This window comes from uncultured Rothia sp., assembly GCF_963507905.1.
Lineage (GTDB): Bacteria > Actinomycetota > Actinomycetes > Actinomycetales > Micrococcaceae > Rothia.
This window is the reverse complement of record NZ_CAUOUU010000007.1, coordinates 106,540-120,472: the sequence shown is the minus strand read 5'-3', so window position 1 is coordinate 120,472 and position 13,933 is coordinate 106,540. Positions and strand designations below refer to the sequence as shown.

The 13,933-nt window shown below is 61.9% G+C and carries 8 protein-coding genes and 1 riboswitch; of the genes, 3 read left to right on the top strand and 5 right to left on the bottom strand.

Going from position 1 to position 13,933, the window contains the following annotated elements:
• Positions 1-137: 137 nt before the first annotated feature.
• Entirely contained in the window at positions 138-1,589 is a 1,452-nt protein-coding gene (locus tag RQ593_RS06095; protein ID WP_219101537.1) for an alpha/beta fold hydrolase, read from the bottom strand.
• A gap of 129 nt (positions 1,590-1,718) precedes the next feature.
• On the bottom strand, positions 1,719-4,319 hold the full coding sequence (locus tag RQ593_RS06090; protein WP_311450100.1) for a DUF3516 domain-containing protein: 2,601 nt from the start codon (positions 4,317-4,319) through the stop codon (positions 1,719-1,721).
• Positions 4,320-4,769: 450 nt separating this feature from the next.
• Between RQ593_RS06090 and RQ593_RS06085 the strand changes: the two genes are divergently transcribed.
• The 3 genes from RQ593_RS06085 (at position 4,770) to RQ593_RS06075 (ending at position 10,609) form a co-directional block, all read left to right on the top strand.
• Positions 4,770-6,665, top strand: a complete 1,896-nt coding sequence (locus tag RQ593_RS06085; protein WP_311450099.1) for an ABC transporter ATP-binding protein — start codon at positions 4,770-4,772, stop codon at positions 6,663-6,665.
• A gap of 1 nt (position 6,666) precedes the next feature.
• A complete protein-coding gene (locus RQ593_RS06080; protein WP_311450098.1) occupies positions 6,667-8,415 on the top strand; it encodes an ABC transporter ATP-binding protein in 1,749 nt (582 codons plus the stop codon).
• Between the two features lie 249 nt (positions 8,416-8,664).
• Positions 8,665-8,854: riboswitch (TPP riboswitch) on the top strand.
• Entirely contained in the window at positions 8,843-10,609 is a 1,767-nt protein-coding gene (locus RQ593_RS06075) for a bifunctional hydroxymethylpyrimidine kinase/phosphomethylpyrimidine kinase (protein WP_311450097.1), read from the top strand. It overlaps the preceding riboswitch by 12 nt.
• A gap of 457 nt (positions 10,610-11,066) precedes the next feature.
• Here RQ593_RS06075 and RQ593_RS06070 read toward each other — a convergent pair whose 3' ends face one another.
• The 3 genes from RQ593_RS06070 to RQ593_RS06060 form a co-directional block, all read right to left on the bottom strand.
• The gene (locus tag RQ593_RS06070; RefSeq protein WP_158676578.1) at positions 11,067-11,777 is read right to left on the bottom strand and encodes a YoaK family protein; all 711 of its coding nucleotides are present in this window, start codon (positions 11,775-11,777) and stop codon (positions 11,067-11,069) included.
• A gap of 252 nt (positions 11,778-12,029) precedes the next feature.
• Entirely contained in the window at positions 12,030-12,803 is a 774-nt protein-coding gene (locus RQ593_RS06065; protein WP_005506196.1) for a slipin family protein, read from the bottom strand.
• Between the two features lie 285 nt (positions 12,804-13,088).
• Positions 13,089-13,931, bottom strand: coding sequence for a transposase (locus RQ593_RS06060; protein ID WP_005509140.1), 843 nt, complete (start codon positions 13,929-13,931; stop codon positions 13,089-13,091).
• Positions 13,932-13,933 lie beyond the last annotated feature (2 nt).

Below are 13,933 nucleotides of genomic sequence, written 5' to 3'. Positions count from 1 at the left end.
AGCCTCCCGTTTCTTGGACTTTAGTTTTGGTGTCCAAGAAACGGGAGGCAGTTCAGATCAACCGGGGTGAGGGGCTTTAGCTATATCAAAATATATTCGGGGATATACCCGGGGCAGATTGACTACCCGGCGAAGAATTACTGGTTGTGAACCTCAGCCAGCATGTTCTTCAGGTGACCCAGAATGGTCAGCGGGTCAGAACCGAAACCGTCGTGGTGGTGGGTCTTCGAGGTCCACACCTGAGTGTTACCGACCCAGCGAGCGGTCTCCATGGAGTGCTCAAAGTCCACGTACACGTCCGGGTTGTACGCCGCAGCCACCACGGGAACCTCGTTCTTGTGCAGCTGTGCGTGGTCGTACAGGCGACCCCAGTCCTTCTTCTCAGCCAGCAGGTTAGCAACCTCAGCCAGCGGACGCAGCGAGGGATCCTCCTCGTAGTACCAGGGGAAGATGTGCTCGCCGGTGAAGAGCAGACGATCCGCATCCGGTGCGAACTCGGGGCGGGAAGCCGCCACGCGAGCAGCAGACCAGTTGGTCGGCGCGGGGGAGGGGGACAGCTCATAGCCGGGGATGCCGGGCAGAACGCCGTCAGCGGGGCCGTCAGCGTAAATGGTCTCGTGCATCAGGGCGTACAGCGGGTTCGCCTGGAAGGTCACCTCGGCACCCATAGCGGTCAGGAACTGATCGGAGAGGTGGTCGTTACCCTCAGCGAAAGCGGTCTCCAGGAAGTAGTGCAGACCGCGCTCGCGCCAGCGGCCACCCAGGAAGTGACCAGCCATCTGGAATCGGTGATCGGTCAGACGCTCACCGGTGGGCAGGTACTCCTTGTGGGTGCGCAGGTGCTCAGCAATGCGGGTAGCGAGCTCAGCGTCCTCGGGGAACCAGCTGTAGTACTCCTCAACACGTTCCTTCATGCGGTCGAAGGTGTGCTGGTAGACGTTGTCCACGGAGGTACGAATCGGTGCCAGACCCGCGGTGATGCGGCAGTCACGCAGCGACTGAGGCGCAAACGACAGGTAGGACAGGGTCAGGAAGCCACCGAAGGACTGGCCAATGGTGGACCAGCGCTTGTCGGCACGGTCAGCCAGCAGCACCTCGCGGACAGCCTCCGCGTCAGCGATGATGGAGTCCGCACGGAACAGCTCAGTGTACTCAGCCTGAACCTGCGGGTCACCCACAGCGGTGATGTTGCGAGCAGACAGCGGGGAAGACATGCCGGTACCGCGCTGATCCAGAAGAACCACGCGGTGAGTCTTCGCCAGCTCAGCAATCCAGCCGCCAATGGAGCCGGTCTTCGGCGAACCGAAACCGGGGCCACCCTGCAGGTACACAATGTAAGGACGCTTATCAGCCGAAACGGTCAGAGTCTCGTTGGTGCTCACAACCTCGCGGGCGAACACGGTGATGGTCTGGTCCGCGAAACGGGAGGAGAGAGCGGCATCCTTGCCCTTGGAGAAAATCAGACCGTGGGTCAAGGGAACCTGGAACCAGTGGTCGGTAATCTCGTAGCCGTCGTGCTTGACGACCGAACCCTTGCGGTACTCAACCTTGGGAAGCGAAGAAACGGTCAACGGTGAACCTTCTTTCATTCAAATAGATAGATACTCTGTATTCTAGCCCACTACGGGCAACATCGTGGCAGAGCCTCGGACGGAGTCTCAATCAGAGCCTCTGGCGGAGCCTTGGACGAAGCCTCGGACGAAGCCTCAGGCAGAGCCTTAGAACTCGCCCACGCTCAGGATCTTCAGCACCGGGTAGCCAGCCTCATCGGAGGCCGCCAAATCAACCTCGGCACGAATACCGAAGTCAAAGTTATCTTCGGGGTCGGCGAAGCTCTGCTGAACCTTCCACACGCCCGGATGCGCGGCGGTGTCCTCATCCATGCTGACCAGGCGAGGCGAGCGCGCATCGGCGTCCGTGTAGATGTCGTCGTAGGTGTCGAAGTAGTCGTCCATGGCGTCCGCCCAGCGGTCGGCATCCCAGCCGCACCACTCGTCCAGGGCGCCCAGGGCGCGGTCACGCTCCTCAGCGAAGAGCTCCACACGGCGGAAGAGGGCGTTGCGCACCATCACGCGGAAGGCGCGCAGGTTCTTCGTCACGGCGGGAGGCTCTTCCTCCTCGATGGAGGCGTGCTCGGCCGCAACGGTCGCGGCGTCTTCGCCGGCAGCCAGCTTCTCCCACTCGTCCACCAGGGAGGAGTCGGTCTGGCGCACCAACTCGCCGAGCCACTCGATGATGTCGTCGAGCTCGTCGGTCACGACAGAATCAGGGATGGTGTGGCGCAGTGCCTTGTACGCGTCAGAGAGGTAACGCAGAAGCACGCCCTCGGCGCGTTCGAGCGAGTAGTACTGCACGAAGTCGTTGAAGCCCATTGCGCGTTCGTACATGTCACGCACAATCGACTTGGGGCGCGGCTCAAAACGTGCAACCCACGGCGCGGACTGCTTGTAGGTCGTGTACGCCTGATCAATGAGCTCCGCCAGAGGCTGCGGGTAGGTGACCTTGTCCAGCTCGTTCATGCGTTCGGTGTAGTCCACACCGTCCGCCTTGAGCTGTGCCGACAGCTCGTTCTTCGCCTTGCGTTCCTGCGCGTACAGCACCTGGTTCGGCGATTCCAGGGTCGCCTCAATGAGGGAGAGCGCGTCCAGCGCGTAGCTGGGGGATTCGGGGTCGAGCAGTTCCAGCGCGGCGACCGCAAAAGCGGACAGCGGCTGGTTCAGGGCAAAGTTATCCTGCAGGTCCTCGGTCAGGCGCAGGTAGGAGCCGTGCTCGTCCGGGGTGTTGGTTCGCTCAATCACGCCGCCGGTCAGCAGCTCCTTGTAGATGCCGATTGCCTTGCGCAGCAGCTCGCGGCGGCGCGCGGGGCTCTCGTGGTTCTCCTGAATGATGCGGTACGCGGCAATGACCGGGTTCTCCGGGCGGTGCATCAGGTTCAGTAGCATCGAATGGGTGATGTCGAAGGAGGAGGTCAGAGGCTCCGGGGCGGCCTCTACCAGCTGCTCGAAGGTCTTCTCAGACCAGCCAACGAAGCCTTCCGGCGCCTTCTTACGCTTGGAGGACAGCGACTGGTTAATGCGCTTGGTGTCATCACCGAACTTCGCCTGCGCCTTAGCCAGCAGGCGAGCGTTCTCAATATCGTGCTCGGGTGCCTGAACCACCACGGTGCCGGCGGTATCAAAACCGGCGCGGCCGGCGCGTCCAGCAATCTGGTGGAACTCGCGGGCACGCAGACGGCGGCTGCGGGCACCATCAAACTTCGACAGCGCCGTAATCAGCACGGTACGAATCGGCACGTTAATACCCACACCCAGGGTGTCGGTACCGCAAATCACCTTGAGCAGACCCTCCTGAGCCAGCTGCTCCACGAGGCGGCGGTACTTGGGCAGCATGCCCGCGTGGTGAATACCGATACCGGCACGCACCAGCTTATTCAGCGCCTTACCGAAACCCGGACCGAAACGGAACTTAGCAATCAGCTCGGAGATGCGTTCCTTATCTTCCTTCGAAGCAATAGCCACCGACAGCAGCGCGTTCGCCTGCTCCAGCGCCGCCTTCTGCGAGAAATGCACAATGTAGACCGGAGTCTGCTTGGTCTGCACGAGCTCCTGCACCGTCTCCTGAACCGGGGTGGTGGAGTAGTAGAAATGCAGCGGAATAGGACGCTCAGAATGCGCCACCAGGTCACTCTCACGGCCGGTCAGCGCCGTCATCTCCTCCTGGAAGCGAGTCGTATCGCCCAGGGTCGCGCTCATCAGCAGGAACTGCGCCTGCGGAAGCTCCAGCAGGGGAAGCTGCCACGCCCAGCCGCGCTGCGGGTCAGAGTAGAAATGGAACTCGTCCATAATGACCTGGCAGAGGTCCGCATCCTTACCCTCGCGCAGGGCAATATTGGCGAGAATCTCCGCGGTGCAACAGATAATCGGCGCCTCCGTATTAATGGCGGAGTCGCCGGTAATCATGCCCACGTTCTCGGCACCAAAAATATTGATCAGGTCAAAGAACTTCTCAGACACCAGCGCCTTAATGGGGGCGGTGTAGTAGGAACGCTGACCGGTTGCCAGACCCGTAAAATGCGCGGCAACAGCCACGGTGGACTTACCCGAACCGGTCGGGGTTGCCAGCACCACGTTATGCCCGGCGGCAATGCTCAGAACAGCCTCGTCCTGCGCGGGGTACAGGGTCATGCCGCGGGTCGAAATCCACTCGGTGAACGCCTCATAGATTTCTTCGGCGGTGAGGGGGTTACCCTTGAAATCGCGTCGATTGTAGTCGCCGGGGTTCTCGCCCAGTGAGGGAGAAAGAAAATTCAAAATACTCATGAGAATTCCAGTCTATCGGGAATAGGGCGGGCGCGGGGGCGTTATCGTTACGAGGGAACAACTCGGCAGGGGCGCGAAGGCGCGTGCTCTAATGCGGGAAACCACAAAGTTCAGGTAGGGTAGAACAAAGCGCTTTAGGTGCAGGCTAGGTGCAGCGATGCACGACCCCGCACTCAGAAAGTCTGCGTTCAGAAGGTTGAACGCACAGGGTTCTATGCCGCTGGGCTCCACGACGTGAGGCTCCAGACTGTAGGGCTACACGCCACAGGACGCCAGACCGCATCAATGACCGCGTAGGTTCAAGTCCGCCGATTGATGCCGGCTTATATTGCGCGGTTGATACACGCCCCAGATACGTTGCACAAAATGACGACACGCCCCACTAATGCACTCATAGTGTTGCGTGCCACATTGATAAAGGAATAGGGTAAGAGAAAGGAGAGACGTTGAATGACTGAATACAACGCTGACAAGGCACAAGAAAACGCTGCGCGTGAAGAAGCTACGCATGAAGAATCCATGCATAACAAAACCACGCAGGAAAAAGCCGCTCAGAAGAAAACTGCGCAGAAAAAAGCTGCACCGGAAATAACCGGCAGCGAACTGCGCAAGGCTGAAGAAGAAGCCCTTAAAAAGCGCCTCGCCCTGCGAGTCACCGCGCCCGGACACAAATACCCCTGGCACCGCTGGGCAATCCCCATCGCGGGTGAAACCACCGCAGGCATCGGCGCAATCCTGATCCCCGTCATGGTGGGTCAATTCATCAACCAGCACATCGCCGGAAAAGCCCCCGACGCCTGGCCCATGTTCTGGGTGGTCGTCGCCGCTATCACCTTCATCGTGATTAACGAGTTCTTCGGTTGGGGTACCTCCATGACCCTCAGCGCGGAACTCGGCCGCGACTGGCGCATCTACATCAACCGACTCATGGGCAAAACCCGCGCCGGCGTAGACTCCGGCGAAGCGGTCACTGTCATGAACAAAGACGTACGCCGCATTACGGACGTCTACTTCTCACTGCCGCTATTCGTTGACGCCATGATCATCGCGATTCTCGGTGCCGTGCAGCTCTGGCTGATTAACCCCGTCACCGCGGTTGTGACCCTCGTCGGCACGCTCATTGTGGTCGGCGTGATTGCCTGGTACTCGTCCTTCCTCGAATCGAAGATTGGCGAATACCGCGAAAAGGACGGTGAAGCCTCCTCACGCGCCTCCGACATCGCCACCGGTCTGCGCACCATCGCCGGCCTCGGCGCGGAAAAACAGATGCGTGAACGCTACCACCGAGCCACCGACGAAGTTTTCGACAGCTACATGCGCTACGAAAAGACGCACCGCTGGATGTACCTCATCCGTGCGCTGCTCGGCGGTGCCGTCACCCTGCTCGGCCTCGGCTTCGCCCTCACCGGCCACGTCGAAAACGGCCGCTGGGTATCCGACACGCCCGCCGCGTCCCTGGTGACCGTCGCCTCCATTATCGCGATGATGGGTGGCCCCATCTGGATTACTCAGAACTTCCTCACCTCATGGCGATACGCCAAGATTGCGCTCGCCAAGGTCGCCCGCCTCGAAGGTCACGCGGGCGTGCGTCAGGGCGTGCTGAAGAGCCCGCGCACCGACGAAGAAATGGCGCAGCTGGCACGCGCCGAACAGGTAGTCGAGGCGAGCACCCTTGAGGTGCCCGTACCCGTCGCCCCCGCAGGTGCCAGCAACCCGCGCATCGTGTACATCAACCCGCGCGACTACAACCTCACCGCGCAGGACTACGCCGAGGCACTCGCCCGCACCCTGCGACGTGGGGGAGAGGACCTCAAGGATGCCTCCGGCCGCCGCGTGCTGCTGAGCGAACCGAACCCCATGATTTTCGCGGGAACCCTGCAGGAGCACCTGCGCCTGGGCACCGTGCCGAACCCCGACGAGGAGCTGGCACAGGCAAAGGACCAGGAGCTGCTGAAGATTACCGACTCCCGCGAAATCGCCTACCGCCTGGGCGGACGCAACCCCGAAGACTACTTTGCCGCCCGCATCACCAGCGAAGGCGCGAACCTCTCCGGCGGTCAGCGTCAGCGACTGGCACTCGCCCGCGCACTCGCACAGGATGCGCAGGTGCTCATCCTGACCGAACCGCTGAACTCCGTGGACGAACCCAGCCAGCGCTACATCTACGACGCGATGGAAACCCAGGTCGGTAGCGACCGCCTGCCCGTCGGCTACCCCGGCCTGCTGCAGGATTTGGAGCAGGTCTACGTTATCTCCACGACCGCGGAGACGACCCGCCGCATGGAACGCGACGGCTACCCGGAAACTGCTCAGACCGAAACCACTCAGAATCAGGAGGTGAACTAGCATGGCAAAGCAACTCCCCATCGAAAGCCCCGCCTACGTGGCACGCCGCATGTGGAACTACCTCGCGGCGCATAAGGGGCGAGCCCTCTACACCTTCGTCATCTACATGGTCAGCACCCTCATGGGTGCGGTGGTGCCCCTGCAGATTGGTGCCACCGTGGACGACGTGGTGGCGGGCAAGTTCTCCAGCTACCCGTGGCAGCCGATTCTGATTATCCTGGCGGCGTTCATCGTGCAGGCGATAACCCTCATGGTCTCCTCGTACAGTGCGGCGCGACTGGGTGCGCTCGTCACCCGTGACGCCAACCAGGACACCCTCGACGGTACCCTCGACCTGGACGCACGCACCGTGGAAGAAGCCGGTAGCGGTGACCTGCTCACCCGCGTGACCGACGACCTGTCCTCGGCGGCTAAATCCGTCAGTGAGGACCTGCTCGGCGCAATTTACGTGGTGCTGTACTTCATTATCTCCACCATCTCGCTAGCGGTTGTGAGCCCGGCAATGGGTCTGATTATGCTACCCATGATTGCCGGTCTTGCCCTCATCATGTCGAAGATGCTGCCGCTCATGGCGGCGCGCAACCAGACCGCCCAGGAGCGCGTGAGCGACCTCAACAGCGTGCTGACCGAGAACATCCGCGGCACCTCCACGATCCGTGAGCTGGGTGTTCACGCCGCCCGCGAAGACGCCTTCGCCGGTGAGAACAAGCGCCAGTTCGCTGCGCAGCTGGGCATGGTGCGCATCCGCCAGCTGTACTTCACCGTGGACGCTATCAACGCCTGGATCCCCACGGTTCTGTGCATGCTCTGGGGCGCCGCCTGCGTGGCTCTCGGCTGGGCAAGCTGGGGTGCCGTGGCGACCGCCTCGGTCATGGTTTTCAGCCTGCGAACCCTCGCCGACATGCTGAACCACCACGTCAGCAGCCTGCGCATCATGCTCGTGAACATGGGCCGTGTGTTCGGTGTGGTGTCCCTGGCGAAGAAGCAGCGTGAGGCGCGTGCACAACACCGTGCCGAAGCCTTCGCCGCCGTGTCTGATGAAGCCGTGAAGAACCCGGAGTACGCCATTGACTGCACCAACATCTCCTACGGCTACTCGCCGGACGCCCTTGTTCTGGAAGACATCACCCTGAAGATTCGCCGCGGCGAGGCGCTCGCCCTGGTGGGCCGCTCCGGCTCGGGTAAGACCACCCTGGCACGTCTGATTGGTGGTTCGCTGACCGCCCTGGACGGCACCATTAACGTGATGGGTCGCCCCGTTGGTCACGGCGACTTCCCGACCGATGCCGCCGCCGACGGCCGCCCGCGCCTGCTGGTCTGCACCCAGGAAGCGCACGTCTTCTTCGGTACTCTCGCCGATAACTTTACGGTGGTCGTGCCGGATGCAACTGTCGAGCAGATGGGCGAGGCATTGGACGCTGTCGGTGCCCGCTGGTGGCGCGACCTGCCGCAGGGCATGGACACCGTCGTCAGCGGCGCGGATTCGCCTCTAACCCGCGACCAGATTCAGCAGCTGGCACTGGCACGTATTGTGCTGGCTGACCCGCACGCCGTGATTCTGGACGAGTCCACCACCCAGCTGGAGCTCGCGGACGCCACCGAGTCTCTGCGTGCCGTGCTGGCGAACCGTGCGGTGCTGATTATCTCGCACGATGCGCGTATCGCCTCGCTGGCTGACCGCGCGGTCCTGCTGCACGAGGGCAGGATCATTGCGGAGGGCTCACCGGCAGAGATTTTCGCCCTGACCTAAGCCCTCTAGCCTAAGCCCGGTGGATATGCCCGGCTGATAGTGCCCGGTACCGTCTAAAGCGGTGCCGGGCATTGCCTTTTAACGGACTTTTAATGGGCGAGTTCTGGGTGGGGTGTGCGCTGAAACCTGCGCTGAAAAACCTGAGCCGGAGTGGGGGTGCAGCAACGCAATGCTCAAACGAAAATTTCGGAGAGATTTACTTGCCACCCGCGAAACTTTCAGTTACTGAGAATCGTTGTGATAACCTGGCAGAGCGATATGGGGTGCCTTGAGATGCCCGCAACCCGCCAACCCGCCCAACACGCACCCAATGAAGGGTATACGGGGCATACGGCACAGCGGGCGCACGAAACGGCGTCAGAACACTCAAGGCTGAGAGAATCACCCATTGAACCTGCTCTAGTTCGAACTAGCGAAGGGATTATCGATGATGGCAGAGCAGCCTACTGCGCCCGCGTGCGCACCCTCCACCCCCTCCAACCCTGTACCCGGCGCGAGCGCCTGCGGAACTCCCGGGGCACCTGGGACCTCTAGGGTGCCGAGGGTTCTCTCCATTGCGGGAACCGACCCCTCCGGCGGTGCGGGTATTCAGGCGGACCTCAAGTCCATTACCGCATCCGGCGGTTACGGCATGTGCGTGACCACCTCACTGGTTGCCCAGAACACCTGCGGAGTGCGTGAAGTATTCACCCCGCCCCTGGAATTTTTGACCGCGCAGCTTGCCGCCGTTTTTGATGACGTCACGGTTGACGCCGTAAAAATCGGCATGCTCGGCGATGCGGACACGATCCGTACCGTCCGCACCTGGCTGAGCGAGCACCCCGTGCCCGTGGTCGTGCTCGACCCGGTCATGATTGCTTCTAGCGGTGACCGCCTGCTGCAGGCAGAAGCGGAGCAGGCGTTGCGCGACCTCGTGCCGCTCGTGGATGTGATTACCCCGAACATTCCGGAGCTTGCCGTGCTCTGCCAGAAGGAGCCCGCCCAGACCTTTGATGAGGCGCATGAGCAGGCGGCGAACCTTGCGGCGTCGACCGGAACCACCGTGATTGTGAAGGGCGGCCACCTGTGCGGTGAGGACGCCGGTAACACCGCGGTCTTCCCGGATGGTACCTGCGCGCACGTGCGCACCCCGCGCCTGGAGAGCCGCAATACGCACGGCACCGGATGCTCCCTGTCCTCCTCGCTGGCAACCCGCCTGGGCGTGGAACTGCTCCAGCATACCGAAGCCGCAGGGCACACCGAAGCCGCAGAATCTTCTGAGGGCGAGAAGAATGCTCTGACCAGCGAAGATACCCACCGCGCCTTGCAGTGGAGCACCCGCTGGCTCCACGAATCCATTGCCGCAGGTGCCGGGCTGCAGGTCGGCTCCGGCGAGGGCCACGGCCCGGTGGATCACGCCGCTCGTGCCCGCCGCCTGGAGGTTGCCGCCTCCGCGTATCCGTGGCATCATCTGCTCGCCACCACCGACTCTGAGGGCAATACCCTGGACGGCACCAGCCCGGAGCGTCTGCTGCCGGTCAGCCCCGTGCCCGCCGGTGAAGCCGTCGTACAGCCCGCCGGTCCTTGGACCGCCGCCCTCTGGGCTGCCGGTGGCGAAACCTGGCACCAGATTCTGGACCTGCCCTTCGTGCGTGCCCTCGGTGACGGCACCCTCGACGAGGACCTGTTCTCCTTCTACCTGGACCAGGACGCCCTCTACCTGCGCGACTATTCGCGTGCGCTCGCGACCCTTTCGGCGCGTGCCGACACCGCTGAGGCGCAGGTGCACTGGGCGGCTGGCGCGCATGAGGCGATTGCCGCCGAATCGCAGCTGCACGAGGGCTGGTTGGCGAACCGCGCACGCCTGGGTGGGCCTTCGCCCATCACCATGGGGTACACGAATTTCCTGCGTGCCTCCGCAGCTGGTGAGGATTATGTGGTCGGCGCTGCCGCGATTCTGCCCTGCTACTGGCTGTACGAAGAGGTGGGCGCTGTGCTCTCCTCGCAGAACCACGCGGACCACCCGTACGCGGAGTGGTTGAGCCTGTACGGTGGCGAAGAGTTCGCCGCGGAGGTGGAGCGTAGTCTCGCGGAGGTGGAGCGTGCGTTTGAGGCGGCTTCACCGGCTCAGCGTGTCCGCGCGGCGCGGGCGTACCTGTCGGCGTGCGTGTATGAGCGTGAGTTCTTCGACCAGGCTCACCGGGCACTGCGGTAGTTCGTCGGGCGCTGCGCTAGAGGCTCGCGCGGGGTTTGGGACGCCGGTGCTTTAGGTGCCGATTTTGGGGCTGAATACCGCCCCGGCATGGCGTGAGATGGGTGATTGATGCTTCACTCAACCTGCCGCCGGTTCGGGTGCCTTGCCGGTTATGCTTAAGGCGTCGGTGAAAACCGTTAGCGGCAGGATTCCGGCCCTCACCCAACTGGCTGATGTACCTGCCGCGCCCGCACCTCTACGGCGTGTAACCGACCAGTTTGGCCCGTCGCAACCACCTCATCCAACCCCCGCGGCGGGCCAAACGCCTTCCTTCCCAGTTTTCGGGGCTTCGTTTGAAAGCGTGTGGCGTGTAAATCCCGCATAGAAATATCCCGTGCAGATACTCTCATCTGCACGGGATATTTTGCTGTTCTGTTTTCTGCTCTGCCCTCGTCTATAGCCGCAGATTGGGTGAATCTTATGCGCCCTGGTTCTCACGAACCTCTTTCTTTTCCGCCTGGTAGCCGAAGCAGAACGCAGCGCCCGCGATCAGCGCCGCCAACCAGATGGAAAATACGCCAAACCATCGGGTGACAAGCGCCATGAGAATCACGCCAGCTATGAAAGAGGCGACTACGAGAGAGTAATCAATGGCTTTGAGCAGAGCCGTACGGCGCTGTGCCTTCGCCTCATTTTTTGTGTCTCCGTCGGGGGTTTTCCGCGTGAGGTACAGCGAACCGGCGGTGTACCAGGCACTGAGCATTTTGCGCCAGTTGCCGCTGGTCATGAAGAGCGAAAAGGGGTTTTCGCCAATGCGTGTATCCGCGAGGGCGTGAATCATCAGACCGACGGTGAACGCCAGCGCGCCCACCTGAAAGCTATTGCTCAGAGTTCTATCCATGAAGGGTACCGCGAAGCAGACCAGAAGGAACGGCAGGAGTGTGCCGATGCGCCAGTGTCTCATCCGGGCACGTTGACCGAGTAGATCATGAATGAAATGCCCTGCCAGATACCCGAAGCTGAAAAGAATAACGGAGAGCCAGCGCAGGTGCACCACATGCGGTGCGTCACGGTGCAGATCGGCGATGAGCAGAATAAAGTTACCGGTCTGCGTGGCAACGAGCGCTTCATAGTGGATGTGCGAGAAGACGTCCACTGCGCCGCCCAGGGAGGCGAGGAGCAGAGCCATGACGCGCCCGTAGCGTCGAGGTGCTGGGATGCGGTGTAGCATCTCGCGGAGGTGGTGTAGCATGCGCCTTCTCTCACGGTGGGTGGGTCTGTGCGTAGCAGTAATGCCGCTGGTTCCATGCTACGGCATAAGTCAGCAGGGTACCGGAGAGGATAAGCACCCCGCCGGGTAACCCCTGTTAAAGCGAAGGCCCTGAGCAGGTGTCTGCTCGGGGCCTGCATACTATTCGGTTTTTAGCTCGGGGAGAGTAGCTTACTTGCTCTCGCCCTTGAGTGCACCCACGAGCGGACCAATCACGTCCATGGGCAGCGGGAAGACCACGGTCGAGTTCTGGTCGGCACCCAGCTCCAGCAGGGTCTGCAGGTAACGCAGCTGCAGGGAGGCGGGGGACTGGCTCAGAATGTCGGATGCTTCCTTCAGCTCGCTGGAGGCCTCCAGCTCACCGCGTGCCGAAATGATCTTTGCGCGGCGCTCACGCTCAGCCTCAGCCTCGCGAGCCATGGCGCGCTGCATAGCCTCGGGAATCTCAACGTCCTTGATTTCGACGAGCTCCACCTGAATACCCCACGGCTCGGTGCGCGAACCGATGATGGAGCGCAGGTCCTCGTTCAGGTCCTCGCGGTGTGCGAGCAGGGTGTCCAGGTCAACGCGGCCGAGCAGGGAACGCAGGGTGGTCTGCGCAATCTGGCTGGTGGCAATCGGGTAGTTCTCAACCTCAAGCACGGCGTTCTTGGCGTTGGTCACGCGGAAGAGGACCACGGCGTTCACGCGGGCGGGAACGTTGTCCTTGGTGATGACTTCCTGCGGGGGAATGGTCAGGGTGATAACACGCATATCAACGCGCTGCAGGGAGTCGACGAGGGGGAAGACGACGTTCAGGCCGGGCTTCAGCTCCGAACGCAGGTGACCGAAGCGGAAAGAGATGCCACGCTCGTATTCGGGGATGACGCGGAACATACGAATCAGAATAAAAAGAACAATGACGGCAACTGGGATGAGGATAGTTGCCAAAGTGACGGGATCCATGGTTTTCCTTCACAAATATTGGGGGAGGACGGTATGTGTGCCCACCTGCCCGCGCCTCGTACGGTGCAGGTAGTAGGGGTGCCCGGTACCGGGCTAAGTTTTAGGGAGTTTGGGGAGGGGAATTTTCCGTCCCGGCGCACATCGCGGCGGTCGGTGCTTTAGCGGCACCCCGCATGGAAAACTCAAAAGAGGAATAAAAGAGAAATCCACACGGGGTCGCCGCCGAAGCTAACAGACGGGACCAATCAACCGGTCAGCCGCCGGAACGGAAAAACTTGTGCAGCGCTACTTCTTCGCCATCTGCTCTGCCAGCTTTTCGGCAGCCTCAACCTCAGCCAGGTTCTGCTCCTGCAGGACCTCATTCGTGGTCTTGTGCAGTCGCTTAACCGAGGTGCCGGTACCGCTCCATGCGGGGCGGTCCGGGTCGAGGGCAGAGGTACGAACCGGCAGGGTTGCATCCGCAATCATCTGCTTGCGGGTCTGCTCGGTACGGCGCTTACGCTCATTCGAAACGCCACCCCACTTCGCCGCGAAACGGTCCATCTTCACGTTCACCGATTCGTCAGCGGTGGATGCGTGAATATGCTTCGGATCGTTCTCGAAGTTCGCGGGGGAACGCATGAGCTTCACAGCCAGCGGGTAGGTCAGTGACAGGCAGACCACCGCGGCGGCACCCTCCACCAGAAGCTCCAGCGGGGAGTGCCAGACGATGGCGGCACCAATCAGGATGACCACACCCAGCAGCGAGACAGCAACCGCCAGTCCGCGGTGGAAACGACCCGACTCGGAGTAGGGCCATTCATCCACTTCGCGGGTGAGCTCGCGGCCGTTCGCCGAGACGGTGCAGCTGTCCTTAATCGGGCAGGTGTTGCACACGCTGGGCTTGGCGCGGTAACGCATCACTCGGTTATCCGAGTCGAATGCGGTCGCCCACAGCCACTGGTCTTCGGGGCAGAGCCACGCGTCGCTCTCTTGGTGGTAGGTGAACCCGAAGGTTCGCGCCGCCACCATGCGCTGGCTGGTGCGCTTGGCGAGAATATCGAAGCCCCAACCCACGGCGACCAGGCCGAGCGCGTACACGCAGGCCAGCCACACGAGGAAAGAAACTCCAGCAATCTGCTCAGGCATGG

Excerpts from the sequence above, each read along its gene's own strand:
- RQ593_RS06095 (WP_219101537.1), bottom strand. The coding sequence starts at position 1,589 with ATGAAAGAAGGTTCACCGTTGACCGTTTCTTCGCTTCCCAAGGTTGAG.
- RQ593_RS06090 (WP_311450100.1), bottom strand. The coding sequence starts at position 4,319 with ATGAGTATTTTGAATTTTCTTTCTCCCTCACTGGGCGAGAACCCCGGC.
- RQ593_RS06085 (WP_311450099.1), top strand. The coding sequence starts at position 4,770 with ATGACTGAATACAACGCTGACAAGGCACAAGAAAACGCTGCGCGTGAA.
- RQ593_RS06080 (WP_311450098.1), top strand. The coding sequence starts at position 6,667 with ATGGCAAAGCAACTCCCCATCGAAAGCCCCGCCTACGTGGCACGCCGC.
- RQ593_RS06075 (WP_311450097.1), top strand. The coding sequence starts at position 8,843 with ATGATGGCAGAGCAGCCTACTGCGCCCGCGTGCGCACCCTCCACCCCC.
- RQ593_RS06070 (WP_158676578.1), bottom strand. The coding sequence starts at position 11,777 with ATGGCTCTGCTCCTCGCCTCCCTGGGCGGCGCAGTGGACGTCTTCTCG.
- RQ593_RS06065 (WP_005506196.1), bottom strand. The coding sequence starts at position 12,803 with ATGGATCCCGTCACTTTGGCAACTATCCTCATCCCAGTTGCCGTCATT.
- RQ593_RS06060 (WP_005509140.1), bottom strand. The coding sequence starts at position 13,931 with ATGCCTGAGCAGATTGCTGGAGTTTCTTTCCTCGTGTGGCTGGCCTGC.